This is a genomic window from Cellulosimicrobium sp. NPDC055967 (assembly GCF_042269845.1).
GTDB lineage: Bacteria > Actinomycetota > Actinomycetes > Actinomycetales > Cellulomonadaceae > Cellulosimicrobium.
In genome coordinates, this window is record NZ_JBHJYJ010000001.1 from 287,366 (window position 1) to 312,079 (window position 24,714).

A 24,714-nucleotide genomic window follows, 5' to 3' on the forward strand; every position below is an offset into this window, starting at 1 on the left:
ACGACCCACCGACCCGAAGAAGGCAGGACCATGCATCTCCGACTCCCGGCCAGGCTCCGCCTGGCCTCCCTCGCCGCAGGGCTGACCGCGGCGTGCGTCGCCGCGCCGCTCGTGGCGGGCGCGGCGCCCGTCGCGGCCGCGGCGGAACCCGTCAACCTCTCCCAGGGCAAGCCCGCGACCGCGTCGAGCGTGCAGGGCGACTACGCCGCAGCACGGGCCGTCGACGGCGACCTGGGCACCCGCTGGGGCAGCGAGTTCGCCGAGGGCCAGTGGCTCCAGGTCGACCTCGGCCAGGTCTCGACGCTCTCCTCCGTCGCGCTGAGCTGGGAGGGCGCGTACGGCAAGGGCTTCCGCATCGAGGCGTCCGACGACGGCTCGACCTGGCGCACGCTGCGGACCGTCACCGACGGCGCGGGCGGGCAGCAGACGCTGCCCGTGTCCGGGAGCGGGCGCTACGTGCGTCTGCTCGGCACCGAGCGCGGCACCGGCTACGGCTACTCGCTGTGGGAGCTCCAGGTGTTCGGCACGCCGGGGACCGACGGCGGCCCGGTCGACCCTGGCGACCCCGGCGACCCCGGCGACGACTGCACGGCGAACGCCGCGCTCGGGAAGGCGGCGACGGCGTCGTCCGCCGAGGGCGCGTACGCCGCGGGCCTCGCGGTGGACGGCAAGGCCGACACGCGCTGGAGCAGCGAGTTCTCCGACGCGCAGTGGCTCCAGGTCGACCTGGGCGCGATCAAGCCCGTCTGCGGGATCGAGATCGACTGGGAGGGCGCCTACGGCAAGGGCTTCCGGGTCGAGACCTCCGACGACGGCACCCTGTGGCGCACGCTGCGCACCGTCACCGACGGGACGGGCGGCACGCAGGTCCTCGACGTCACCGGCTCGGGCCGCTACGTCCGGCTCGTCGGGACCGAGCGCGGCACCGGCTGGGGCTACTCGATCTGGGAGCTGCGCGTGCTGACCACGGCTGACGGGACACCGAACCCCGGCACGGGCGAGCCGATCGAGGGCGGCGGGGACCTCGGGCCGAACGTGCACGTGTTCGGCCCCGGCACCCCGGTCGCCGACATCCAGTCCGCCGTCGACGCCGCGTACGCCGCGCAGGAGGAGAGCCAGTTCGGCCTGCGCCGCGACCAGTTCCTCTTCGAGCCCGGCACGTACCCGGTGCACGTCAACGTCGGCTTCAACACCGCGGTCAACGGCCTCGGCAAGAACCCCGACGACGTGAACATCACGGGCGGCGTCTGGGCCGACGCGGAGTGGTTCGAGGGGAACGCGACGCAGAACTTCTGGCGCTCCATCGAGAACCTCGCCGTCACGCCGACCGGCGGCGACATGCGCTGGGCCGTCTCGCAGGCTGCCCCGATGCGGCGCATCCACGTCAAGGGCAACCTCATGCTGCACTCGTCCCGCTACGGCTGGGCGTCGGGCGGCTTCACCGCCGACTCGATCGTCGACGGCCAGGTGCGGGGCTACACCCAGCAGCAGTGGTACACCCGCGACTCGACGCTCACGGGCGGGTGGGACGGCACGCTGTGGAACATGGTGTTCTCCGGCACCGAGAACGCCCCGCCGACCACGTTCCCCGAGCCCGCCGTCACCACGCTCGACACCACCGGCACGATCCGCGAGAAGCCGTACCTCTACCTCGACGGCGACGACTACGCCGTCTTCGTCCCGTCGCTGCGCGAGGGCACGCGCGGCGCGACGTGGAAGAACGGCTCCACGCCCGGCACGTCGATCCCGCTCGACGACTTCTACGTCGCGCACCCGGGCGACACCGCCGAGCACATCAACGCCGCGCTCGACCAGGGCCTCCACCTCCTGCTCACGCCCGGCGTCTACGAGCTCGACGAGACGATCAAGGTGAACCGCGCCGACACGGTCGTGCTGGGGCTCGGCTACGCGACCATCGTGCCCACCGCCGGCCAGACCGCCCTGCAGGTCGGCGACGTCGACGGCGTCCGGGTCGCCAGCGTCCTGTTCGACGCCGGGGCGGCCGAGTCCCCGAGCATGCTCACCGTGGGCACGGACGGCTCGACCGCCGACCACGCGGACGACCCGATCTCGATCCACGACGTGTTCGTGCGCGTCGGCGGCGCGCACGCGGGCAAGGTCGACAGCGCGATCGTCATCAACGCCGACGACACGATCGTCGACCACATCTGGTCCTGGCGCGGCGACCACGGCGAGGGCATCGGCTGGGACGTCAACACCGCCGACTACGGCCTCGTGGTCAACGGCGACGACGTCGACGGCTACGGCCTCTTCGTCGAGCACTACCAGAAGTACAACACCCTGTGGCACGGCGAGCGGGGGCGCACGATCTTCTACCAGAACGAGCTCCCGTACGACCCGCCGAACCAGGCCGCGTGGAACCACGACGGCATCCGCGGGTGGGCCGCGTACAAGGTCGCGGACCACGTGCAGGACCACGAGGCCTGGGGCCTGGGCTCCTACTGCGTGTTCACCTCGGACGCGTCGATCGTCTCCGACAACGGGTTCGAGGTCCCGATCACCCCGGGCGTCAAGTTGCACTCCCTGCTGACCGTCTCGCTCGGCGGGGTGGGCACGTACGAGCACGTCATCAACGGCGTCGGCCCCCGCGCCAGCGGCGTCGAGACCGTCCCGGCGAAGGTCGTCAGCTACCCGTAGGCCGGTTGCGTCGGGCGGCCTTGCGGTCGCCCGACGCGACGCCGTTCACCGATCGGTGCGAGCGGTCACTGGTCACCTCCGGCCCGACACCTCCGCGGAGGGCGGGGCGGGTCTACCATCCGCCGCTCGTTCCTCGCGGCTCCCGCCAGGCCCGCCACGACCCGCCCCACCCTCCGCTCCGGCGTCGGACCTCGTCCTGGCCCTCACCTCGGGCGACGGTTCAGGACGTGGGCCGGGTCGGCGTCGGGACATCACCGCCGCCGCCCTCCACCCGGTGCAGGGGCCGGGTCGACGGCGACGCACCCACCGACCGTCACGGCGACGGCTGACAAATGACGAGATGCGAGTTGTTGCCCCTCCGCGTACGGAGAAGAGGGCAACAACTCGCATCTCGTCGTCGGGGCCGGGCCGCTGCCGCGGCGAGCCGCGCGCCGACCTTGCCCAGCGCGGGCGGCGTGCGCCGACGCCCAGGTGAGTCGCGGTGCCGCGGCACCCCGTCGCTCCGTCGCGGCACTCACGTCCGCGGTCACCTCGGTGAGACGGACGGGGAGGTCGGGTGGAGCGAGGGGTGGGGCGGGTCGTGGTGGGCCTGGCGGGAGCCGCGAGGGACGAGCGGCGGATGGTAGACCCGCCCCGCCCCTCGCGGAACTCGACCGGACGCGACCCGACCGCTCGACCCCGGGTGACCCGAGGCGCTCGACCAGGGCGACCCGGAGCACCCGACCGCTCACCCGGGAGCGACCCGAACGGCGGCGAAGAAACTCAGCGGGTCGGGGTCTCCACGACCTGGCCGGCCCAGGCGAACCCGCCGCCGAAGCCGAAGAGCAGTGCCGGGACACCGGCGGGGATCTTGCCGGCGTGCCACCACTTGGAGAGCCCGAGCGGGATGGACGCGGCGGACGTGTTGCCGGACTCGACGATGTCGGTGACGACGATCTTGGACTCCAGCCCGAGCGACTTCGCGAGCGGCTCGATGATGCGCAGGTTCGCCTGGTGCGCGACGAGGACCTCGATGTCGTCGAGCGAGACGCCGGAGCGCTCCACGACGGAGCGCGCGCGGTCGGCCGCGCGGGTGATGGCCCACTTGAAGACGGCGCGGCCGTCCTGGGCGAACTTGTCGGCGGGCGACTCGATGAGCACGGCCGGGGTGAGGTCGGGCTCGGAGCCCCAGGTCACGGGCCCGACGCCGGGCTCGTCCGTCGCGCGCAGCACGGCGGCACCCGCGCCGTCGGCGGTGAGGATGCACGTGCTGCGGTCGGTCCAGTCGGTGAACGCGGTGAGCTTCTCCGCGCCGACCACGACGGCCGTGCGGGCGGAGCCGGCACGGATCGCCTGGTCGGCGAGGCCGACGGAGTGGGCGAACCCGGAGCACGCGACGTTGACGTCGAGCACCGCAGGCCCGACGACGCCGCGCAGGTCGAGCTCGGACGCCTCCTCGGGCGTCGACTGCCCGGGCATGACGCCGGTGCGCAGGTGGTAGGCGACGCGCCCCGCGGTGTTGGGCGAGCGGTCGGTCGCGGTGGCGGTGGCGACGATGACGAGGTCGACCTCGGCGGGGTCGACGCCCGCGTCGGTGAGCGCGTGGCGCGCGGCCGCGGTGGCCATGTCGGCGACGGTCGTGTCGTCGTCGGCGACGTGCCGCGTGACGATCCCCGTGCGCGAGCGGATCCACTCGTCGTTGGTCTCGACGAGCTGCGCGATGTCGTCGTTCGTCAGCGTCTTCTCGGGCTGGAAGTGACCGAGGCCGGCGATGCGCGACCCGGCCGCGCCGGTGGCGGGAGTGAGCATGAGGTCGATCATGTCACGCGCCGCCGCGCCCGAACGACCTCGTCACGAGACGCGGACGGACTCCGCCGCGCGCCGGGCCGGTGACATCACACCCGCCATCCCCTACCCTGCACTTGACGCTTTCTTGACCAGAGAGGAGGGCCGTCATGACCGCATCGCGCGACGACCTCGACGGACCGACCGCCGCCCCGCCGGCGGACGCCCCGGGCTGGGGCTCGGCCTCGGAGCCGACGGCCGGGCTGACGGGCCTGCCCGGCAACCCGGGGTTCCTCAGTCCCGGCGTCCCGGCGTTCGCCGTGCGCGACCGGCACGGCCGGGTCGTCGTCGAGACCCCGCTCTCGCCGCCCGCCCAGACGCGCTACCTGACCCGGCTGGTCCTCGGCTCCGCCGTGCTCGTGGCGGTCGTCGGCGGGGTCGCCCTGGCTCTGCTCGCCGGTCACCTGCTCGGCCCGGGCGCGCTGCCGGGCGGTCGCCCGGCGCCGTGGTGGCTCGTGGTCGCACTCGCCGTCGTCGCGCTCCCCGCGTGCGTCCTCCTGCTGGGCGTCCACACCGTCTCCCACGGTGCGAGCGGCTCCGTGCGCGTGGCCTCGCGCCTGACGTGGGCCACCGTGCTCCTCGCGCTCGCGCTGGGGACGGGGACCGTCGTCGGGCTGGACCTGGCCGGCGTCGCCCACCCGCTCGCCCGGGACCTCGAGCTCGAGCCGCTCCTCGCGCTCGCCGGCGTCGCCGTCGGGGCGCTGGCGTGGGGCGTCGTCGCCGTCCTCGCGACGGCCGAGGCGCAGCTCGAGGCCCGCGCCGTCCAGGAGCGCCTGCGCGCGCTGCGGCGTGACGGCGTCCGCGCTCTCGGCTCGCTGGTGGACCGGCGGTACCAGGGTGCGTGGACCGACGACGGGCGGCCCCGGTTCGACGCGACCGTCGCCTACGGCCCGCCGGGGGCGGAGCGGAGCGTCGAGGTTCTGCTCGTCGCCCCGCAGGACCGCGTGCCCCTGCCCGGCGCGCCGGTCGTCGTCGTGCACGACGTGCGCGACGCCGCGGACGCCGCGGACGCCGTCGCGCGGTCCCGCCGACACGGCCGCCGGCCCCGCCTCGACCGCTGGCTCGACGACCTCGTGCTCGTCGAGCTGGACCAGTCGCGACCCGTGGCCTACGACCCCGACGCCGCGGCGTTCGCGAAGGAGGAGTCCGCGAGCGGCACCTGAGCCACGACCAGGGCTCTACCTCGCGGTGCCAGGGCTCTACCTCGGCCTGCCGGAGCTCTCCCTCGCGGGGGTCAGGTGACCGTGCCGAGGTGCCACGGGACGAACTCCTCGCCGCCGAGGTCGAGCTCCTCGCTCGCCGTCTGCTCCCCCGAGGCGACGGCGAGGATGCGCGCGAAGATCTCGTCGCCCACCTCCTCGAGGGTCGCGACGCCGTCGACGACCCGTCCGCAGTCGATGTCCACGTCGTCGCCCATGCGCGCGAAGAGCTCGCTGTTGGTGCCGAGCTTGATGCTCGGCGTGGGCTTGCAGCCGAACACCGACCCGCGGCCCGTCGTGAAGCAGACGACGGTCGCCCCGCCCGCGACGAGCCCGGTGACGGAGACGGGGTCGTAGCCGGGGGTGTCCATGAACACGAAGCCCGGGGTGTCGAGCGGCTCGGCGTACTCGTGCACCGCGGCGAGGTCGGCCTGCCCGCCCTTGGCGACGGCGCCGAGCGACTTCTCGAGGATCGTCGTCAGGCCGCCGGCCTTGTTGCCGGGCGACGGGTTGTTGTCGAGGGTGCCCCCACCGGCCGCGGCGTAGCCCTGCCACCACTCGAGCCGGTCGAGCAGGCGCTGCCCGACCTCCGGCGTGACCGCGCGGCGCGTGAGCAGGTGCTCGGCGCCGAACACCTCGGGCGTCTCCGCGAGCGCCGACGTCCCGCCGTAGGCGACGAGGCGGTCGGACGCGATGCCCAGCGCGGGGTTCGCGGTGATGCCGGAGTAGCCGTCGGAGCCGCCGCAGTTGAGCCCGAGCACGAGCTCGGACACGTCACGGTCGGTGCGCTCCCAGCGCGCGTCGATCTGCTCCACCATCTCGCGCACCGCCGCGACGCCCGCACGGACGGTGGCCCGCACACCGCCGGTCTCCTGGATGGTCAGGGTGCGCACCACCGTGTCCGGCGAGAGGTCCGCGCCCGCGAGCACGGTGTCGACGGCGATCATCTCGCAGCCGAGCCCGAGGACGAGGACGCCCGTGACGTTGGGGTGGGCGGCGTACCCGCGCAGCGTGCGCAGGAGCACCTGCGCGCCCTCGCTGGTCGGTACGAGGCCGCACCCCGACTGGTGCGTGAGGGCGACGACGCCGTCGACGTCGTCGTACGCGTCGAGCGCGAGCCCGCGGAACTGGTCGGCGATCATGCGCGCCGTGCTCGCGGAGCAGTTCACCGACGTGAGGATCGCGACGTAGCTGCGCGTGCCGGTCCTCCCGTTCGCACGCCGGTAGCCGCGGAAGGTCGGGCGTGGTCCGGGCGGCACCTCCAGCACGGCGCGCACGGTGGCGAGCTCGTGCTCGCGCTCCCCCGGCTCGAACCCCAGGTTCTGCGTGTGCACGTGCTGGCCGGCGCGGACGTCGCGCGTCGCGACGCCGATCACCTGCCCGTACTTGTGCACGGGTTCGCCTGCGGGGACGTCCCGCAGCGCGACCTTGTGCCCGCGCGGGACGGCGTCGAGCACGCCGACGACGCCGCCCGCGGGGAGGTCGACGGCGTCGCCCGGCGCGAGGTCGCGCGTCGCGACGGCGACGTCGTCCTCGGGCCGCAGGACGAGCACGTCGGCCGCGCGCGCGGTCGCGGTCACGACCGCACCGCCGACGTCGGGGTGGCGCTCGCCGTCGCGGGACGCTCGAGCGACACCCCGAGGTCGCCGGTGCGCACGACCTGCCCCGTCTCGAGCGAGCGGTTCACGGCGACGCCGACGGCGACGCTGCGCAGGCCGTCGACGTACCCCGCGGCCCGTCCGAGCGGGTCCTCCCCCGGTCCGCGGAACACGTCGGCGAGGAGCAGGCGGTCTCCGCCGCCGTGCGAGCCCTCACCCTCCTCGATGACGACCTCGCGCGCGGGCTCCCAGTGCCGCTGCACCACGAGCCGCGCGCCGTAGGGCCGGACGTCGCTCGCCCTCGGGTCGTGCACGGCGCTCGGGTCGACGGCGGGGCGGCGCTTCCCGTCCGGGCCGAGGTCCTCGGCCGCGTGACCGGACTGCACGTGCGCGCGCTCGACGACGTCGAGCTCGGCCCGGCCGCGCGTGCCGTTGACGGCGACGCGGTACCCCTCCCACGGGCTGTGCGCGGTCAGGGAGTAGGTGAGCGTGGCGCCGCGCCGGTAGCCGACGAGCGCGCCGATCGTGTCCTCGATGGTGACGCCCGGGGCGAACACGTCGCGGTCGCGGACGTAGCCGTCGGCACCCTCCGCGTCGAGGTAGAGCGCGCGCAGCGTGTCGTCGGCCGCGAGGTCGATCCCGAACGGGTCGTCGGGGGCGGCGTCGCGGCCCAGGCCGGGACGCTCCCCGGCGGGCCGCCCGGCGCCGTCGTCCCCGTAGAAGCGGAGACCGCCCCGCGCGGTCACGGACTCGGGGACGTCGTCGAGCCACCAGTTGACGAGGTCGAAGTGGTGGCTCGCCTTGTGCACCGCGAGGCCGCCCGAGGCGGCCTTGTCGCGGTGCCAGCGGCGGAAGTAGTCGGCGCCGTGCACGGTGTCGAGCAGCCACTCGAAGTGGACGGAGACGACGTCGCCGATCTCGCCCGACGCGATCACGCGTCGCAGCGCGGTGTTGCGCGGCGAGTACCGGTAGTTGAACGTCACGGTGAGCGTGGCCGACGAGCGCTCGGCCGCGGCGCGGATGCGCGCCATCCCGGCGGCGTCCGTCGTGAGCGGCTTCTCGCACACGACGTCGACGCCGGCGTCGAGCGCCGCCACGACGTAGCGGGCATGCGTGTGGTCGGGCGACGTCACGACGAGCACGTCGACCGCCTGCTCGGCGAGCATGAGCTCGAGCGCGGCCGGCTCGTAGCGCGGCAGGGCGCCGAGGCCCGCGGCCTCCAGGCGACGGTCGTGCCAGGCGGCGCGCACCGGGTTCGGCTCGCACCACGCGACCAGGTGCCCGTCCGCGCGGTGCTCGCCGAGCAGCGCGTCGACGAACATGCGCGCACGGTGCCCGGTGCCGGCGAGGGCATAGCGGCGCGGACGGCGGGTCGGCTCGGGCTCGGACGGGGCGGTGCCGGGGTGGTGCACGGGTCTGCGGTCCTCTCGGGGTCCTGGTCAGGTCGGGACGGGCGGCGCGACGGAGAGCCGCGGGGGTGCGGCCGGGCCGGTCCGTGGGGCGACGGACCGGCCCGGCCGGTCAGGGGTGGCGGGAGACCACGGCGGGGCTACTGCCCGATGGCCGCGCCCACCTCGTCGAGGAACTGCGTCGCGGCGTCCTGCGGGGACTTCTGCTCGAAGAGCACCTCGGTGTTGATGCGCTTGAGGATCTCGACGACGTCGCCGGCGCCCTGCGGCGGGACCGGCGGGCCGTCGACGATCTCGGCACCGAGCGCCTCCAGGAAGTCCGCGGCCTGCTTGTCGGCCGGGGAGAGGCTGTCCTTCACGGCCGCGCGCACCTCCGTGTTCGCGGGCAGGCCGCGGTCGGACAGCATGAGCGCCCCGGCCTCGGGGTCGTTGAGCAGGAAGTCCACGAACTTGGCGGCCGCCTCGGGGTGCTCGGACGTCTCGGCGACCGAGTAGTACATGGCGGGCTTGAAGTACATGCCCGTGCGCTCGCCCTCGGACTCGCCCGGGAGACGCAGGAGCTGCAGGTCGCGACCCGACGCGGTGCTGATCGCGCCGAGCTGGTTGGTCCACCACATGCCCATCGCGCCCTGGTTGGTCCCGAGGAGCGAGCCCTCCGGGCCGGCGCCCTCGAGCTCGACGGACCGCGCGGCGTCGGGCTGGCCCCCGCCCGCCTGGAGGTCGAGGGAGAGCTGGAAGAAGTCCGCGACGGTCTCCGCGGAGACGCCGAGCTCGCCGTCGGGCGTGTACAGCGCCTCGCCGCGCTGACGCGCGAGGATCGACAGCCCGGCCTCGTTGAAGCCGTAGTCCTGCGTGCCGTAGATGCCGTCGGTCGCCCCCGCGGTCACCGCGTTCGCGACCTCGACGTAGTCCTCCCACGTCCACGTGGCGTCGTCGGGCACCTCGACGCCCGCGTCGGCGAACACCTGCGGGTCGGCGAGCACCGCGTAGGCGTTGACGCCCGTGGGGATGCCGTAGAGCGCACCGCCCGTCTCGCCCGAGCCCACGACCGACTCGTCGATCGAGCTCGTGTCGATGTCGAGCGCCCCGAGGTCGGCGAGGACGCCCCGCGAGGCGTAGTCCGCGAGGTAGCGCTCCTCCTGCGTGATGACGTCGGGCGCGTCGCCGGCCGCGACCGAGGTCGCGAGCTTGTCCCAGTACCCGCCCCAGTCGGTGTAGTCGGCGACGACCGTGATGTCGGGGTTCTCCTCCTCGAAGAGGTCGATGATCTGCTGCGTCGTCTGGTGGCGGGTGTCCGAGCCCCACCACGAGAACCGGATCTGCACGGTCCCGGACTCCGCGGACGACGACTCGTCGTCGCCGCCCGGGTTGGCGACGCCGCCGTCGCCGCCGCAGGCGGTCAGGGCGAGGGCACCGACGGTCAGTGCGGCGGCCAGCGCCGCACGGCGCGTGCCGGGCCGACGCGAGCGGTGGATCGAGGTGTTCATGACTCTCCTTGTGCGTGACGGGACGTCGTCGTTCTGTCGTGCGGAGCGGTGCCGGGCGGCACCGGGAGACCCGCGGGCGGGCGCCCGCGAGCGGGAGGAGCTACTTGATCCCCGTCGTGGCGATGCCCTTGACGAGGTACTTCTGACCGAAGAGGAAGACGAGGAACACGGGGACCAGGGAGACGATCGACATGGCGAACATCGGGCCCCACGAGCTCTGGCCCGTGGCGTCCACGAAGGTGCGCAGCGCGATCGGGACCGTGTACATGTCCGGCTTGGTCAGGAAGATGAGCTGGCTGAAGAAGTCGTTCCAGGTCCAGATGAAGGTGAAGATCGCCGTCGTCGCGAGCGCCGGGAGCGCGAGCGGCATCATGATGCGCAGGTAGATCCGGCCGTGGCCGCAGCCGTCGAGCCGCGCGGCCTCGTCCAGCTCCTTGGGGATCCCGCGGAAGAACTGGACCATGAGGAAGATGAAGAACGCGTCGGTCGCGAGCAGCTTGGGCACGATGAGCGGCAGGAACGTGTTGATCCACTCGAGCGAGGAGAACAGCACGTACTGCGGCACGATCACGACGTGGATCGGCAGCATGATCGACATGAGCATGATCGCGAACCAGACCCCGCGGCCCCGGAACTGGAGCCGGGCGAACGCGTAGGCGGCGAGCGAGCACGAGACGAGGTTGCCCAGCACCGAGCCGAGCACCACGACCGCGGAGTTGAGCAGGTAGTGGCCGAACGGGTGCGTGAGTGCGTTCCACCCGTCGGTGTAGTTGCCGAGGTCGACCGCGGACGGGATGAGGCCCGGTTCGCGGAAGATCAGCGCCGAGGGCTTGAAGGAGCTCGCGAGCATCCACAGCAGCGGGTACAGCATGACGAGCCCGAACGCGACGAGCAGCACGTGCTTGAGCACGGACCGGACGCGCGCCGACTGCGCACGGCGCCGGGGGCGCGGGGCGGTGGGCGGCGCGTCGGCCGCGAGCCGGGAGAGCGTCGAGCGGGCGCGGTCGCCGGGGGTGGCGTCCTCCGTGACGACGGCGTCGGTGGGGGTCCCCGTGGCGGGGTGCGTGGTGTCAGTCATCGTAGAAGACCCAGTACTTCGAGGCGAGGAAGTTGACGAACGTCATCCCGCCGATGATCAGGAGCAGGAACCAGGCCATCGCCGACGCGTAGCCCATCTCGAGCGAGCCGAAGCCCTTGAGGTAGAGGTAGAGCGTGTAGAACATCGTCGAGTCCGCCGGTCCGCCGGTCCCGCCGCTCACGACGAACGCCTGCGTGAAGGACTGGAACGCGTTGATGAGCTGCAGCACGAGGTTGAAGAAGATGATCGGCGTGAGCATCGGCACGGTGATCGAGCGGAACTGGCGCCACCGGCCCGCGCCGTCGATCGAGGCCGCCTCGTAGTACATGCGCGGGATCTGGCGCAGCCCGGCGAGGAAGATGATCATCGGCGCCCCGAACGTCCACACGTTCAGGGCCACGAGCGTGCCCAGCGCGTAGTCGGGGTGCGAGACCCAGCCCTGCCCCTCGATCCCGACGAGCGCGAGGACCTGGTTGATGAGGCCGTCGGCGCCGAAGACCTGGCGCCACAGGATCGCGATCGCCACGCTCCCGCCCAGCAGCGAGGGCAGGTAGTAGATCGAGCGGTAGACCGCGAGCCCGCGCAGGCCCTTGTCGAGCAGGAGCGCCAGGCCGAGCGCGGCCGCGAGCTGGAGCGGCACGGAGACGAACACGTACGTGAACGTCACCTGCAGCGAGTTGAGCAGCCGTGGGTCGGCGAACATCCTCTCGTAGTTGTCCCACCCGATCCAGCTCGGCGCCTGGAGCAGGTCGTAGTCCGTGAAGGACAGGTACAGCGACGCGGCCATCGGGCCCGCCGTGATGAGCGCGAGGCCCACGAACCAGGGGGCGAGGAAGAGCGCCGCTGCCTTCCCGTCCCCCTTCTTGCGTGCGGGCCGCCGCGTGGCGGTCCCTCGCGCGAGCTCGGTCACCGCCATGCGAGACCCTCCTCGCACCTCGTGCCGGTCATCCGTCACCCTCCGGTCGTCGTCGATCGGTAGTCCGGCTCGTCCCCGTCACGGGGAAACCGGTTGCTGGGTGAGGACCGTAGCACACGTGGAACCGGTTTCCCATGGTGTACGGTCAGGTCATCGCGCAGCACCGGCCGACCCCGGCGAGCGCGGGCACCACGCTGCCGTGGGCGCCCGCGGCGCGCGGACCACGACCCGAGGGAGAACGATGGCAAGCGTGAGCACACGGCGAGGCGGGGTGACGATCGCGGACGTCGCGGCGGCCGCGGGCGTCTCCCGGGCGACGGTGTCGCGCGTCATGAACGGTCGCGCGACGGTCGACCCGGAGATCAGCGCGCGCGTCCGGCAGGCGGCCGCCGACCTGAGCTACCGGCCGAGCAACGTCGCGCGGAGCCTGTCGCTCGGGCGGACCAACACGGTCGCGCTCGTCGTCCCGGACCTGGGCAACCCCGTCTTCCAGCAGATCCTGCGCGGCGTCACCTCCGCGGCCGCCCCGGCCGGGTACCGCGTCCTCGTCGCGGACACGGCCGAGGACCCCACCGAGGAGGCGGCCATCGCCCTCGAGGCGCGGTTGCGCTGCGACGCGCTCGTCCTCGTCTCCCCGCGCATGCCCGCCGCCGAGCTCGCGCGGCTCGTCCCCGACGTCGCGCCCGTCGTGCTCGTCAACCGCGAGCTCGCGCCCACGGGCGAGGCGACCGTGCCGTCCCTCGTCGTCGACTACGCCGACGCCGCGGCCCAGGTCCTCGAGCACCTGCTCTCCCTCGGCCACCGCCGGGTCGCCTACCTCGCCGGCCCGCCCGGCAGCGCCTCGGACGCGCTCCGGCGCACGGGGCTGCGTCGCGTGCTCGACCGCACGCCCGACCTCGAGCTCGTCGAGCTCCCCGCGGGGCCCGACATCGCCGCGGGCCACGCCGTCGTCGACGAGGTCCTCACCGCCCGGCCGACCGCCGTCGTCGCGTTCAACGACCTCGTCGCGTTCGGCCTGCTCGCCGGGCTCAACGAGGCCGGCGTCGCCGTGCCCAAGGACATGTCCGTCGTCGGCTTCGACGACATCGAGCTCGCCCGCTTCGCCACGCCGTCGCTCACGACCGTCGCCGTGCCGCAGGCCGAGCTCGGTCGCCACGCGTGGAAGGAGCTCTCCGCGCTCATCGACGACACCGTGCCCGCGTCCCGCACCACGCGGTTCGAGCCCCGGCTCGAGGTCCGCGCGACGACGGGGCCCGTGCCGCGCCAGGTCGCCCGGGCCCGCGTCGCCCCGGCCGCCGAGCCGACCGGGGCGGTCGTCGTCGAGAGCGCCGGGGCCGGGACGCCGGACCAGCCCGTGCCCCGCGTGGTCCGCTGGACGCCCGACGGGGAGGCCGTCGTCCTGCGCGCCGGCGACCTGCGCCTGGCCCGCTACCAGCAGGGCGACCGCATCCCCGCCGTGCACGCGCCGCGCTCCTACCTGCACCCCGTCCACACCCTCGCGGGCGTCCCCCTCACCGACGCCGGCCCCGTCGACCACCGCCACCACTACGGCGCCTCGATGGCCGTCGCGGACGTCAACGGCACCTCCTACTGGGGCGGGCGCACGTTCGTCGCCGACGTCGGCCCGACCCTCCTGCCCAACCACGGCCGCCAGGTGAGCCACGCGCTCGCCGTCGACCCCGTGGAGCAGCACCTCCTGCACGACGGCGTCCGCTGGCACGACGAGCAGGGCGTCCCCCAGCTCGAGGAGGACCGCCGCCTCGACGCGTGGGTGCTCGACGACGAGACCTGGGTCCTCGACTGGCGCTCGACCCTGCGCGCCGAGCGCGGGGCGCTCGTCATCGGCTCGCCCGCGACCAACGGCCGCCCGGGCGCCGGGTACGGCGGCTTCTTCTGGCGCCTGCGCACGGCGGCCTCGACGAGCGTGCTCAGCGCGCATGGCCGTGGCGAGGAGAGCGCTCACGGCAGCACGTCGCCGTGGGTCGCGTTCGTGCAGGAGCACCCCTCCCACACGACGACGCTGCTCCTGGTCCAGCAGGGCGAGACGGTGCCGTGGTTCCTCCGCGCCGCCGAGTACCCCGGCGCCGGGCCCGCGCTCGCCTGGGACGCCCCGCGGACGATCCCCGCGGGCGGCACGCTCGAGACCGGCGCGCGCGCCGTGCTCGTCGACCGCGGGCTCGACCTCGACGAGGCCGCGGCGCTCGCGGAGCGCGTCCGGTGACCGGTTCGCCCCGGGCCGCCTCCGGGACGAACCACGTGCTCGACCGGGAGCAGGCCGCCGTCCCGGTCGCCGTCGTCGGAGTCCACGGCCACGGCGGGTCCCACCTTCGTACGGTCGCCGCGCTCGCGGCGCAGGGCCGCGTCCGGCTGAGCGCGGTCGTCGACCCGCGCCGGCCCGACGACGCCCCCGCACCCTGGTTCCCGACCCTGGGCGACCTGCTCTCGTCGCCCGACGCGGCCGTGCGCCCCGAGGTCGTCGTGATCTCGACCCCGATCCCGACCCACCTCCCGCTCGCGCGCGCCGCGATGGAGGCGGGCGTCGACGTCCTGCTGGAGAAGCCGACCGCCGTGTCGCTCGCGGAGCACCTCGCGCTGGTCGAGGTGGCCGAGCGCACGGGCCGCCGGTGCCAGGTGGGCTTCCAGACCTTCGGCTCGCACGCGGTGGACGCGGTCGCCGAGCTCGTCGCGGACGGCGAGATCGGCGACGTCCTGGGTATCGGCGCCGTCGGCACGTGGGTGCGGACCACCGGCTACTGGCACCGCGCCCCGTGGGCGGGCCGGCGCCGGCTCGACGGGCGCGACGTCGTCGACGGCGTCGTCACCAACCCCCTCGCGCACGCGGTCGCGACGGCGTTGCGCATCGGCGGCGCCCGCACGGCCGACGACGTCGCCCACGTCGTGACGGACCTCTGGCGCGCCAACCCCATCGAGTCCGACGACACGTCCTCGTTGCGCGTCGTCGCGCGCGACGGCCTGCCCTACGGGTTCGGGCTCACCCTGTGCGCGCCGGAGCGCACCCCGGCCCGCGTGCTCGTGCTCGGGACGGACGGCGATGTCACGCTCGAGTACGAGCACGACCGGGTCCTGCTGCGCACCCCGCGCGCCCAGGTCGAGAAGACCTACGGACGCACCGGGCTCCTGGAGGACCTCCTCGCCGCGCGGCACGACCCCGAGCGTCGGCTCGCGTGCGACGTGCGCGACACCGGCGCCTTCATGCGCGTCATGGAGGCCGTGCGGACGGCGGCGGACCCGCGGCCGCTCGACCCGGGCGCCGTGACGTGGACCGGCGAGGGCGACGACCGGCGTCCCGTCGTCGACGACGTCGCGCGCTGGTGCGAGGAGGCCGCCCGCACGGCCCGGACGTTCACCGAGCTCGGCGCGCCCTGGACGCGCTGAGGGTCCGCGCGTGCCGTAGCGTCGGGACGTCCCGCTGTCCCGACCCGGAGGTGCCGTCGTGTCCCGACCCCCGCTGCCGTCCCGTCCCGTCGAGCTGCTGCGCCGCCCGAACGCCGCCGTCATGGCGACCGTGCGGTCCGACGGCGCACCCGTCACCGCAGCGACCTGGTACGTCTGGGAGGACGACGGCCGCGTGCTCGTCAACCTCGACGAGACGCGGGTGCGCCTCCAGCACCTGCGGAAGGACCCGCGCGTCTCTCTCACGGTGCTCGACGAGAACTGGTACACGCACGTCACCCTGATCGGGCGCGTCGTCGAGCTGCGCGCGGACGAGGGCCTGGCCGACATCGACCGGATCTCGCGCCACTACACGGGGCACCAGTACGCGAACCGGAACAGCCCGCGCGTCAGCGCATGGATCGAGGTCGAGCGCTGGTACGGCTGGGGCGACGCGAAGGCCGCCGCCGGGGACGCGTAGCCCGCACCCCCGCGCGGCGAGCCGCCGTCAGGCGTCGTTGCGGAACGCGTCCCAGGCGCCGAGCAGGTACTGGACGCCGAGCGCGCGGTCGTACAGGCCGTACCCGGGGCGGGGCTTGTTGGTCGTGTTCTCGTCCCACAGGTGCCGGCCGTGGTCGGGCCGCACGTAGCCCTGGTAGTCGGCCTCGGCGTACGCGCGCATGATCCCGGTCGTGTCGACGCTGCCCTCGCACGCGCGGTGCGCGACCTCGGTGAAGTCGCCGTTCCCCAGGTGCTTGATGTTGCGCACGTGGGTGAAGTGGATGCGGTCCATGAACGTGCGCACGGCGTCGACCGCGTCCTGCCCGGGGTTCGCGGAGAAGCTGCCGAGGCACAGGGTCAGGCCGTGGTACGGGCTGTCGTGCAGCGACAGCACGCGCGCGAGGTCGTCCTTGGTCGACACGACGCGGGGCCAGCCGAAGACGTCGTAGGGCGGGTCGTCGGGGTGCACGCCGAGCTTGACGTCGGCCTCCTCGCACGCGGGGATCACCGCGTCGAGGAAGTACCGGTAGTGGGCGTACATGTCTTCGCGCGTCACGCCCTCGTACGCCGCGTCGAGCTCGGCGAAGCTCGCGAGCCGCTCGGGCTCCCAGCCGGGCAGCGTCAGCCCGTGCGTGTTCGCCTCCATGTCCGCGATGAGGCTCTGGGGCGACAGCGCGTCCACCACGGCCCGCTCGAAGAACAGCGCGGTCGAGCCGTCGGGCAGCGGGCGCCACAGGTCGGTGCGCAGCCAGTCGAAGACGGGCATGAAGTTGTAGCAGACGACCTTCACCCCGGCCCGGCCCAGCCGGCGGATCGTCGTCACGTAGTTCTCGATCGCCTCGTCGCGGCTGCGCCCGAGGACGGTCCTGCCGAGCTTGATCGACTCGTGCACGTTGACGGACTCGACCACCTCCGCGTCGAACGTCCGGGTGATCCCGCGCGCCTTCGCCTCGTCGCTCAGGCCGGTGATCGTCGCGACCTCGGCGTCGATCTCCGCCTGCTCCCACACCTCGCCCGCCTGCTTGCCGTGCAGGCTCCACACGATCGTCTCCACCCCGGGGACCTGGCGCACGTGGTCGAGCGTGACCGTGTCGTTCCCCTCCCCGTACCAGCGGAACCCCATCTTCACGGCGCAGTCTCCTCGTTCGTCGGGCCGGTCGGGCCGGTCGTGCGCGCGCTGCCGGCCGCGGCGACGGCCCCGTCGGCGATCTCGTCCAGCCGCGCGTCCGGGACCCCGGGGAGCAGGCCGGGGAGGAGGACGAGCGCGCGGACGGCCGCGGCGTCGTCGGACGCACCCGCGACGACCGCGCGCAGCTCGTCGCCGCGCGGGTCGTCCACCGTGCGGCCCGCGCGCGCCTCCGCGACGACGTACCCGCCCCACGCGGCGAGCGCCGCCACGACGCCCTGCGGCGCCGGGTCGTCCGGGCGCGCGGCGAGGAGGTCGGCGAGCGTCGCGCCCCAGCGGAACGGGATCTTCTGCGTGCCGTCCATCGCGACCTGGCGCGTGGTGTGCCCCGTCGCGGGGTTGGCGAACCGGTCGAGCAGCGTCTGCGCGTACGCGGCGAGGTCGACGCCGTCGGGCGCGTCCAGCGTCGCGAGCGCGTCGGCCTGCAGCGCCCGGGCACCCGCGGCGAGCGCCGGGTCGGCGACCGCGGCGGCGATCGTCGCGTGCCCCGCGAGCGAGCCCGCGTAGGCGAGGTAGGAGTGCGCGCCGTTGAGCAGGCGCAGCTTCGCGCGCTCGTAGGGCGCGACGTCGCGCGTGAGGGTCGCCCCGCCCCGCTCCCACGCGGGGCGAGGCCCCGCGAAGCGGTCCTCGATCACCCACTGCAGGAACGGCTCCGCCACGACCAGGCCCTCGTCGCGCGCGCCGAGCAGCGTCTCGACCTCGTCGCGCTGCGCGGGCGTGGTCGCGGGCACGATGCGGTCGACCATGCTGCACGGGAAGGTCACCGACGCGGCGAGCCAGGCGCGCAGCGCGTCGCCCTCCGCGCCGGGGAGCGCGGCGTCGACCGCCTCGCCCACGAGCCGCGCGAGCACGTGCCCGTTGTCGGCGAGGTTGTCGCAGCTCAGCACGGTCAGGGGCGCTCCCCCGGCCCGACGGCGTGCCGCGAGCCCGCGCACGAGGAGCCCGACGGCGCTGGTGGCCGCGGTGGCCTCGGTGACCTCCCCCGCGGCGTCGCCACGGAGTCCCGCGCCCGGCGCGTCCCCGCCCGGCGAGCTCGTGGCCGCCTCCTCACGGCGCAGCACGTCGAGGTCGCCCGCGACGGCGTCGACGTCGAGGTGCCCGTCGGCGCGGCGCGCGTAGCCCTTCTCGGTGACGGTGAGCGTCACGACGTGCGTCGTCGGCGCGGCGAGCGCCGCGAGGACGCGCGCCGTCTCCTCGGCCGGCCACACGACGTCGGTCACGGACCCCACGACGCGCGGGGACGCCCCGTCGGGCCCGACCGTCAGCACGGTGTAGACCCCGCCCTGCGGCCGGAGCTGGTCGCGCACCGACGCGGAACGCTGCGTCACGCCGAGGATGCCCCAGCGCGTCTCGCCCGTGACGCGCGCGGCGTCCTCGGTGACGACCGCCTGGTGCGCGCGGTGGAACGCGCCGATCCCGAGGTGGACGATCCCGACCTGCGTCGGGCGGACGGGCGCCGGCGGGAACGCGGGGTGGGCGTCGCGGCGCAGGCGCGATCGCGCCGACCGTGCCGCGTCGGGCGGCGTCGCAGCGGATGACGCCGGGCCGGGTCGGCTCGGGACGCGGGTCGGGGCGGTCACGCGGCCTCCAACAGGTCTCGGGTCGGTGACGGTGTCACCACGGTGGTCGGGCCGGGTGCGAAGTCCCGGATACGTACGATGCGAACGATTGTAGCCATAGCAGTGCTGGGTGCAGGAGACTCGGGGTGCCGTGACGTGCAAACGTTCGCAGCGATGGGCACGGCGCCGCGCACGTGCGGACGGCGTCACCGCACCGGTGCCGGCACGCTACGCCCCGCGAGGTCGGCCGGGCGCACGACCCGTCCGGTCGCGGCGGCCTCGCGGATCGCGCACAGGAGCCGGACGGTCTCCACGGCGTCGGCGGCGTCGACCGGGGGCGGCGCCGTCCCGTCCAGGGCCGCGAGCACCCGCTCCCACTGCACGCGGTGACCGGCATGACCGATCGCGAGCGGGTCGGCCGCGCCGCCCGCCGAGGTCCCCGACGTGGGCGCCGGGACGCCCGGCACGTCCCAGCGGAGGACCTCGTCCTGCGCGAGCTCCACCGACCCGTGCGACCCGTGGAGCGCGAGGGTGGCGGGGAACCCCGGGGGCGTGGCCGTCGTCGTCGTGACGACGCCGAGCGCACCCGACGCGAGGCGCAGCGTCGCGACCGTGGTGTCCTCGGCGGCGTCGTCGGCGGCGCCCAGCCCGGGGTCTGCGACGCGCGGCGCGCGCGCGAGCGTCCCCGCCTGGGCGGTGACCGACTCGACCGGCCCGCACAGCCAGCGCAGGAGGTCGACGTTGTGCACGCCCTGGTTCATGAGCGACCCGCCGCCCTCCGCCGTGGACGACCGCCACCGGGCCGCGGCGTAGTAGTCGTCGTCGCGGAACCACGGCACATGCGTCGCGACGAGGCGCAGCTCGCCGAGGGCGCCGTCGTCGAGCGCGCGCCGGAGCGCCTGGTGCTGGGGCTCGAAGCGGCGCTGCGAGACCATCGAGACGACCAGGCCCCGCTCGCGCGCCTCCCGCTCGACGCGGAGCGCGTCCTCGACGGTCACCGCGAGCGGCTTCTCCACGACGACGTGCCTGCCCGCCGCGAGCGCCGCGAGCGCGAGGCGCGCGTGGCTCCCGCTCGGCGTGCAGACCGCCACGACGTCGACGCCCTCGTGGCGGACCACCTCCTCCGGCGCCACGTGCGCCGCGGGCCCTGCCGGCGTCACGTCGTCGTCGAGCGGCGCGCCCCCGCTGTACGCGACGAGCCGCGCCCGCGGCGCCAGGTCGCGCAGCGCCCGCGCGTGCAGCACGCCGATGCTGCCCATCCCGACGATCCCGACGCCGACGACGGGAGCGCCGCTCCCCGGAGCCGACCGCACGGACGCGCTCACTCGGCGACGTGGCTGGCGCCGAGCAGGTCGCGCAGCCGCTCGGCGGCCCCCGTGAACCGGGGGTCGACGAGCGTCGTGCCGTAGTCCCGCTCGTCGGGCAGCCCGGGCTCGAGGGTCTCGACGATCCGTCCGGGGCGCGGGCTCATGACGACGATCCGGCTCCCCAGGAACACCGCCTCGGGCACGGAGTGCGTGACGAGCACGATGGTCGTGCCGGTCTCGCGCCAGATGCGGTTCATCTCGATGTTCATCTGCTCGCGCGTGAGCGCGTCGAGCGCTCCGAACGGCTCGTCCATGAGCAGGACGCGCGGCTCGTGCAGCAGGGCCCGGCACAGCGCGACGCGCTGCTGCATGCCGCCGGACAGCTCGTGCGGCAGCGCCTTCTCGAAGCCCGTGAGCCCGGTCAGCGCGATGAGCGCGTCCGCGCGCTCCTGCGCCCGGCGCTTGTCCATGCCCCGCATCTCCGCCTGGAGCAGGATGTTCTTGCGCACCCCGCGCCACTCGAGCAGCGCCGAGCGCTGGAACGCGAACCCGATGTCGCGCTGCGGCCGCGTGACGGGCTGCCCGTGCAGACGCACCGCGCCCTCGGTGTAGGCCGTGAGGCCCGCGACGATCTTCAGCAGCGTGGACTTGCCGCAGCCCGACGGCCCGACGATCGTCACGAACTCGCCCGGCTGGACGCTCAGGGAGACGTCGTCGAGCGCCACGGTCTCCGACCGCTTCGACGTGAAGCGCATCGTGAGGTCGCGGACCTCGATGATCGGGTCGGCGACGGCCGCGTCGACGGGGGCGGTGAGCTCGGTCGCGGTCACAGGTCCGCCCCGAACGCGCCGTCCCAGAAGTCGGCCGGGGTCGTGCCGCCGTCGAAGTCCGTGTTCTCGGACAGGAACGTGAGGGTGTCCGTCCACTGCTCCTCGGTGTTCACGCCGGGGGCGGGGGCGTCCGCGAGGTTGAGCAGCTCGATCGTCGCGGCGAGCTGGGCCGCCAGGACCGCCTCGTCGGGCGCCTGCTCGGCACCCGCGGCCATCGCCGCGACGGCGGCGTCCGGGTCCTCGGACGCCGCGAGGAACGAGCGCGACGTCGCCCGCACCATCGCCTCGACGAGCTCCGGGTCGTCCGCGATGAGCTTCTCGTTGGCCACGAGCCCCGTGCCGAGCAGGTTCATGCCGAAGTCCGCGAACGGCAGCGCCTCGACCTCCTCGCCGGTCTGGTTCTCGATCGTCGGCGCCTGGTCGTGGTGGAAGCCCTGGATCGCGTCGACCTTGCCCTCGATGAGCGCGGCGATCTTGCCCGCGGCGTCGACGTTGACCACGGTCACGTCGGCCGGGTCGACGCCGTTGAGCTCCAGCCAGGCCGGGAACGTCCCGTACATCGCGTCGCCCGGCGTGCCGCCGACCGTCTTGCCCACCAGGTCGGCCGGCTCGGCGATGCCCTGCTCGGCGAAGAACTCCACCGAGCTGGGGCCGGTCTGGAGGAACACGCCGACGCTGCGCACCGGCATGCCCGAGCTGATCGCGTTCGCGAGCGGCGGCGTGTCCGCCCAGCCGAAGTCGGTGTTGCGCTGCGCGACCTGCTGGACCGTGTTCCCCGAGCCGTTGCCGGGCTGGATCGTGAGGTCGATCCCCTCCTCCTCGAAGATGCCCTGCTCGACGCCGTAGTAGAACGGCGCGTGCTCGCCGTAGGGCACCCAGTTGAGGGTGACGGTGACCTCGGTGAGGCCGTCCGCGCCCTCCGCGGGCCCGGACGGGTCGGCCGACTGCCCGCAGGCCGCCGTCCCCGCGACCACGACGCCGGCCACGGCCAGCGAGACTGTCAGACGTGCACCACGCATGGGAAGACTCCTTCTGCTCGCGCCGCCTCGTCGTCGGGGCGGCGAACTCTGGGGTGGGTCAGGGGCGGGTCAGGAGGACGCGAGGACGAGGTTCCCGCGCTGCGACGCGTGCCACGGGATGAGGAGCCGCTCCAGCAGCTCGACGAGGAGGAACAGCACGACGCCGATGAGCGACATGAGGATGAGGTCCGCGAACAGGAGCGGCGCGTCGAGGTTGCCGCTCGCGAGGAGCAGCACGTACCCGAGGCCGCGGTCGGCGCCGACGAACTCGCCGACGACCGCCCCCACCACCGCGAGCGTGACGGCGACCTTCAGGCCGGACATCAGCTGCGGCAGCGACCCCGGGAAGCGGATCTTGCGGAACGTCTTCCAGCGCGACGCGCCCATGGTCGCCGACATCTCCAGCAGCTCCGGGTCGATCGACCGCAGCCCGGCGACGGCCGAGACCACGACCGGGAAGAACGCGATGAGCACCGCGAGGATGATCTTGGGGGCCGCGCCGAACCCGAACCAGACCACGAGGATGGGGGCGATCGCGATCTTCGGGATCACCTGCGCGAAGAGGATGAGCGGGTAGAGCGACTTCTCGGCCGTCGGCGAGTAGACGAGGAGCACGGCCGTCGCGACGCCGATCACGGACGCGAGCACGAACCCGACGACCGTCTCCATCGTGGTCACCCAGGTGTGCTCGGCCAGCATGGCCCAGTCCTCGACCATCGTGTCCCACACGGCCCCCGGCGACGGGACCAGGTACGCCGGCACGAGCTCGCGCCACGCGACGAACCACCACACGGCGAACAGCGCGAGCAGCACCAGCGCGGGGCGCCAGGCCGCCGAGGCGACCGCCACCACCCGGCTGCCGGCCGACGTCGTGCCGCGCGGGCGCGGGCCGGGGCGCCGGGCCGCCCCGGCGGGCGGGCGCGCCTCCTGGCGGGCCGGTCGCACTTCCTGGGCAGTCGTCATCGTGCGGTCCTCCGTGGTCGTGGTCCTGGTCGTCGGCGGGACGTCCGGGCTGGGCGCGTCGGTCATCGGAACGGCACCGCCTCGGCGTCGAGGATCGTGGTGAAGGCCTCCCAGGCCTCGGTGAACAGCTCCGGCCCGGAGAACCCGCCGAGGCTGTGCGCCTCGCTCAGGTGCGGCTCGAGCGAGAAGAACCCGTCGAAGCCGTCGTCGCGCAGCGCCCGCACGGTCTCGCGCACCTCGCCGTCCCCACGCCCGGCGGGCACGACGGCGCGCGTCGCCGCGAGCGCGTCCTTCACCTGGACGTACTCCAGGTACGGGCGCAGCAGCGCGTAGCCGTCGGTGAAGGGCCGCACGCCCACCTGCACGAAGTTGGCCGAGTCCCACGCGAGCGCCAGGTGCGGCGAGCCGACGGACTCGACCACGTCCAGGCACCGCTCCGGGACGTCGCCGTAGATGTCCTTCTCGTTCTCGTGGACCAGCACGACGCCCGCCGCGCGCGCCACGTCGGCGAGCGCCGCCATCCGGCGCAGGACGACGTCGCGCCACGACGCCGGGTCGGTCCCGGGACGCACGAAGAACGAGAACACCCGCACGTACGGGGCCCCGAGCTGCCGTGCGACGCGCGCGGCGTGCCGCATCCGGTCGAGGTGGGGCGCGAAGTCCTCGTCGACGAAGATCTTGCCGACGGGAGACCCGATGCTGGAGACGCGGAGGTCGTGCTTGTGCAGCAGGCTCGCGACGCGCTCGCGCTGGTCGTCGTCGAGGTCGAGCACGTTGGTCCCCCACGCGCTGCGGAGCTCGACGAACCCCAGACCGAGCTCGGAGGCCACGACGCACTGCGTCTCGACGTCGGGCGATATCTCGTCGGCGAAGCCCGAGAGCGTCCACATCGTGCCGCCCTCCCTTCTGCTGGTGGCTCCCGGACGACGACGCGGCCGGCACCGTGGGCCCGCCGGGCCGCAGCCTCCGGCCCGGGGAGGGGCTCGTGCGGAGGGGCGGCGCGGGGTCGGTGACGCGAGGACGCGGGGTCGTACGGGACGGTGGTCGAGGTCCTGCGCACGGAGCTCGTTCTCCGTGCGCCTGGCATGGACAGTAGGTGCGGGCCATGGCACGGACAACGAGTTGCCATTTGTTGCACCTGACAGCGCTGGACGGGCGACCGCGGCGCCAGGCGCACCGGACCGCGGGTGCCGGGCCGTGCGTGGGCACGAAGCGCGCGGGAGGGCGTGGTTGCCGTCGGTTGCCACCGGTCGGCGTCGCCGGGCGACGCCCGGCGACGGTTCCGTGACGGGGCCGTCGACGGCTGCCCGGCCGCGTCGGTGGCGGTCCGGGCGGGGCGCGCGGAGGGCGCGCCGGAGCGTCAGGTGCCGGGGTCCGCGGGGGTGCCGAGGTCGAGCGCGACGAGCCGGAAGCCCGCCGACCGGACGGCCCGCAGGACCTCGCCGCGCAAGGGCTCGGCCGCCACGACCGGCAGCTCCGTGTGGGGAGCCTCGACCCGGGCGAGGTCGCCGTGGTGGTGGACCCGCAGGTCCTCCAGGCCGAGCCGGCGCAGCTCGCTCTCGGCCGCCTCGACCTGGACGGCGGCCTCGCCGTCGCGGACCCGGTCGACGGCGAGGTCGGCCGACGGCGCCTGGTCGGTGCGGCTCATCGACGCCGTCCGCCGGGCACGACCGGGACGGCACCGGAGGGTCGGGGTCCAGGCCGCCGACGTGCCGCCGTCGGGCGCAGGGACGCGTTCGCACGCGAGATCACGGAGCCATTGGAGGATGCCCGTCGGGGCCCGTCAA

General features: G+C 74.3%; 19 protein-coding genes. 5 read left to right on the forward strand and 14 right to left on the reverse strand.

Annotation, left to right across the window (positions count from 1 at the left end; genetic code table 11):
• Nucleotides 1-30 precede the first annotated feature (30 nt).
• Nucleotides 31-2,658 carry a discoidin domain-containing protein gene (locus ACFC2L_RS01205; protein WP_375822408.1) on the forward strand — a complete coding sequence of 876 codons (2,628 nt, stop codon included), beginning with the start codon at nucleotides 31-33 and terminating at the stop codon, nucleotides 2,656-2,658.
• A 762-nt stretch (nucleotides 2,659-3,420) separates the two neighbouring features.
• Here ACFC2L_RS01205 and ACFC2L_RS01210 read toward each other — a convergent pair.
• Nucleotides 3,421-4,446, reverse strand: coding sequence for a 3-oxoacyl-[acyl-carrier-protein] synthase III C-terminal domain-containing protein (locus ACFC2L_RS01210; protein WP_375822409.1), 1,026 nt, complete (start codon nucleotides 4,444-4,446; stop codon nucleotides 3,421-3,423).
• Nucleotides 4,447-4,592: 146 nt separating this feature from the next.
• On the opposite strand from ACFC2L_RS01210, the gene ACFC2L_RS01215 reads away from it, so the two are divergent.
• Nucleotides 4,593-5,645 (forward strand): hypothetical protein, encoded by a 1,053-nt coding sequence (locus ACFC2L_RS01215; RefSeq protein WP_375822410.1) that lies wholly within the window; start codon nucleotides 4,593-4,595, stop codon nucleotides 5,643-5,645.
• Between the two features lie 71 nt (nucleotides 5,646-5,716).
• Here the strand turns inward: ACFC2L_RS01215 and ACFC2L_RS01220 are convergent, their stop codons facing one another.
• The 5 genes from ACFC2L_RS01220 to ACFC2L_RS01240 all read right to left on the reverse strand — a co-directional run bounded on the left by ACFC2L_RS01220 (nucleotide 5,717) and on the right by ACFC2L_RS01240 (nucleotide 12,169).
• Nucleotides 5,717-7,261, reverse strand: a complete 1,545-nt coding sequence (locus tag ACFC2L_RS01220; protein WP_375822411.1) for a UxaA family hydrolase — start codon at nucleotides 7,259-7,261, stop codon at nucleotides 5,717-5,719.
• Nucleotides 7,258-8,691 carry a Gfo/Idh/MocA family oxidoreductase gene (locus ACFC2L_RS01225; protein WP_375822412.1) on the reverse strand — a complete coding sequence of 478 codons (1,434 nt, stop codon included), beginning with the start codon at nucleotides 8,689-8,691 and terminating at the stop codon, nucleotides 7,258-7,260. The genes ACFC2L_RS01220 and ACFC2L_RS01225 overlap by 4 nt, the downstream gene beginning before the upstream one ends.
• Before the next feature lie 137 nt (nucleotides 8,692-8,828).
• Nucleotides 8,829-10,175 carry an ABC transporter substrate-binding protein gene (locus tag ACFC2L_RS01230; RefSeq protein WP_375822413.1) on the reverse strand — a complete coding sequence of 449 codons (1,347 nt, stop codon included), beginning with the start codon at nucleotides 10,173-10,175 and terminating at the stop codon, nucleotides 8,829-8,831.
• 100 nt (nucleotides 10,176-10,275) lie between these two features.
• On the reverse strand, nucleotides 10,276-11,253 hold the full coding sequence (locus ACFC2L_RS01235) for a carbohydrate ABC transporter permease (protein ID WP_375822414.1): 978 nt from the start codon (nucleotides 11,251-11,253) through the stop codon (nucleotides 10,276-10,278).
• Entirely contained in the window at nucleotides 11,246-12,169 is a 924-nt protein-coding gene (locus tag ACFC2L_RS01240) for a carbohydrate ABC transporter permease (protein WP_375822415.1), read from the reverse strand. Before ACFC2L_RS01240 ends, ACFC2L_RS01235 begins: the two co-directional genes overlap by 8 nt.
• Nucleotides 12,170-12,410: 241 nt before the next feature.
• On the opposite strand from ACFC2L_RS01240, the gene ACFC2L_RS01245 reads away from it, so the two are divergent.
• Genes ACFC2L_RS01245 through ACFC2L_RS01255 form a run of 3 tightly spaced genes read left to right on the forward strand, consistent with a single transcriptional unit; the run spans nucleotide 12,411 to nucleotide 16,043 of the window.
• A complete protein-coding gene (locus ACFC2L_RS01245) occupies nucleotides 12,411-14,390 on the forward strand; it encodes a DUF6807 family protein (RefSeq protein WP_375822416.1) in 1,980 nt (659 codons plus the stop codon).
• Complete coding sequence (locus ACFC2L_RS01250; protein WP_375822417.1) at nucleotides 14,387-15,565, forward strand: Gfo/Idh/MocA family protein; 1,179 nt, start codon at nucleotides 14,387-14,389, stop codon at nucleotides 15,563-15,565. The genes ACFC2L_RS01245 and ACFC2L_RS01250 overlap by 4 nt, the downstream gene beginning before the upstream one ends.
• A gap of 58 nt (nucleotides 15,566-15,623) precedes the next feature.
• Nucleotides 15,624-16,043, forward strand: coding sequence for a TIGR03618 family F420-dependent PPOX class oxidoreductase (locus ACFC2L_RS01255; RefSeq protein ID WP_375822418.1), 420 nt, complete (start codon nucleotides 15,624-15,626; stop codon nucleotides 16,041-16,043).
• 27 nt (nucleotides 16,044-16,070) lie between these two features.
• On the opposite strand, the gene ACFC2L_RS01260 is transcribed toward ACFC2L_RS01255, so the two are convergent.
• From ACFC2L_RS01260 to ACFC2L_RS01295, 8 genes are all read right to left on the reverse strand, one after another.
• Nucleotides 16,071-17,186, reverse strand: a complete 1,116-nt coding sequence (locus ACFC2L_RS01260) for a mannonate dehydratase (protein ID WP_375822758.1) — start codon at nucleotides 17,184-17,186, stop codon at nucleotides 16,071-16,073.
• 2 nt (nucleotides 17,187-17,188) lie between these two features.
• Nucleotides 17,189-18,829 carry a mannitol dehydrogenase family protein gene (locus ACFC2L_RS01265; RefSeq protein ID WP_375822419.1) on the reverse strand — a complete coding sequence of 547 codons (1,641 nt, stop codon included), beginning with the start codon at nucleotides 18,827-18,829 and terminating at the stop codon, nucleotides 17,189-17,191.
• A gap of 185 nt (nucleotides 18,830-19,014) precedes the next feature.
• The gene (locus ACFC2L_RS01270; protein WP_375822420.1) at nucleotides 19,015-20,133 is read right to left on the reverse strand and encodes a Gfo/Idh/MocA family protein; all 1,119 of its coding nucleotides are present in this window, start codon (nucleotides 20,131-20,133) and stop codon (nucleotides 19,015-19,017) included.
• A complete protein-coding gene (locus ACFC2L_RS01275) occupies nucleotides 20,130-20,945 on the reverse strand; it encodes an ABC transporter ATP-binding protein (RefSeq protein ID WP_375822421.1) in 816 nt (271 codons plus the stop codon). Before ACFC2L_RS01275 ends, ACFC2L_RS01270 begins: the two co-directional genes overlap by 4 nt.
• Nucleotides 20,942-21,964, reverse strand: coding sequence for an ABC transporter substrate-binding protein (locus ACFC2L_RS01280; RefSeq protein WP_375822422.1), 1,023 nt, complete (start codon nucleotides 21,962-21,964; stop codon nucleotides 20,942-20,944). Before ACFC2L_RS01280 ends, ACFC2L_RS01275 begins: the two co-directional genes overlap by 4 nt.
• Before the next feature lie 69 nt (nucleotides 21,965-22,033).
• Nucleotides 22,034-22,927, reverse strand: coding sequence for an ABC transporter permease (locus tag ACFC2L_RS01285; RefSeq protein WP_375822423.1), 894 nt, complete (start codon nucleotides 22,925-22,927; stop codon nucleotides 22,034-22,036).
• Nucleotides 22,928-22,989: 62 nt separating this feature from the next.
• Nucleotides 22,990-23,817 (reverse strand): sugar phosphate isomerase/epimerase family protein, encoded by an 828-nt coding sequence (locus tag ACFC2L_RS01290; RefSeq protein WP_375822424.1) that lies wholly within the window; start codon nucleotides 23,815-23,817, stop codon nucleotides 22,990-22,992.
• A gap of 470 nt (nucleotides 23,818-24,287) precedes the next feature.
• A complete protein-coding gene (locus ACFC2L_RS01295; RefSeq protein WP_375822425.1) occupies nucleotides 24,288-24,575 on the reverse strand; it encodes a hypothetical protein in 288 nt (95 codons plus the stop codon).
• Nucleotides 24,576-24,714: the final 139 nt, after the last annotated feature.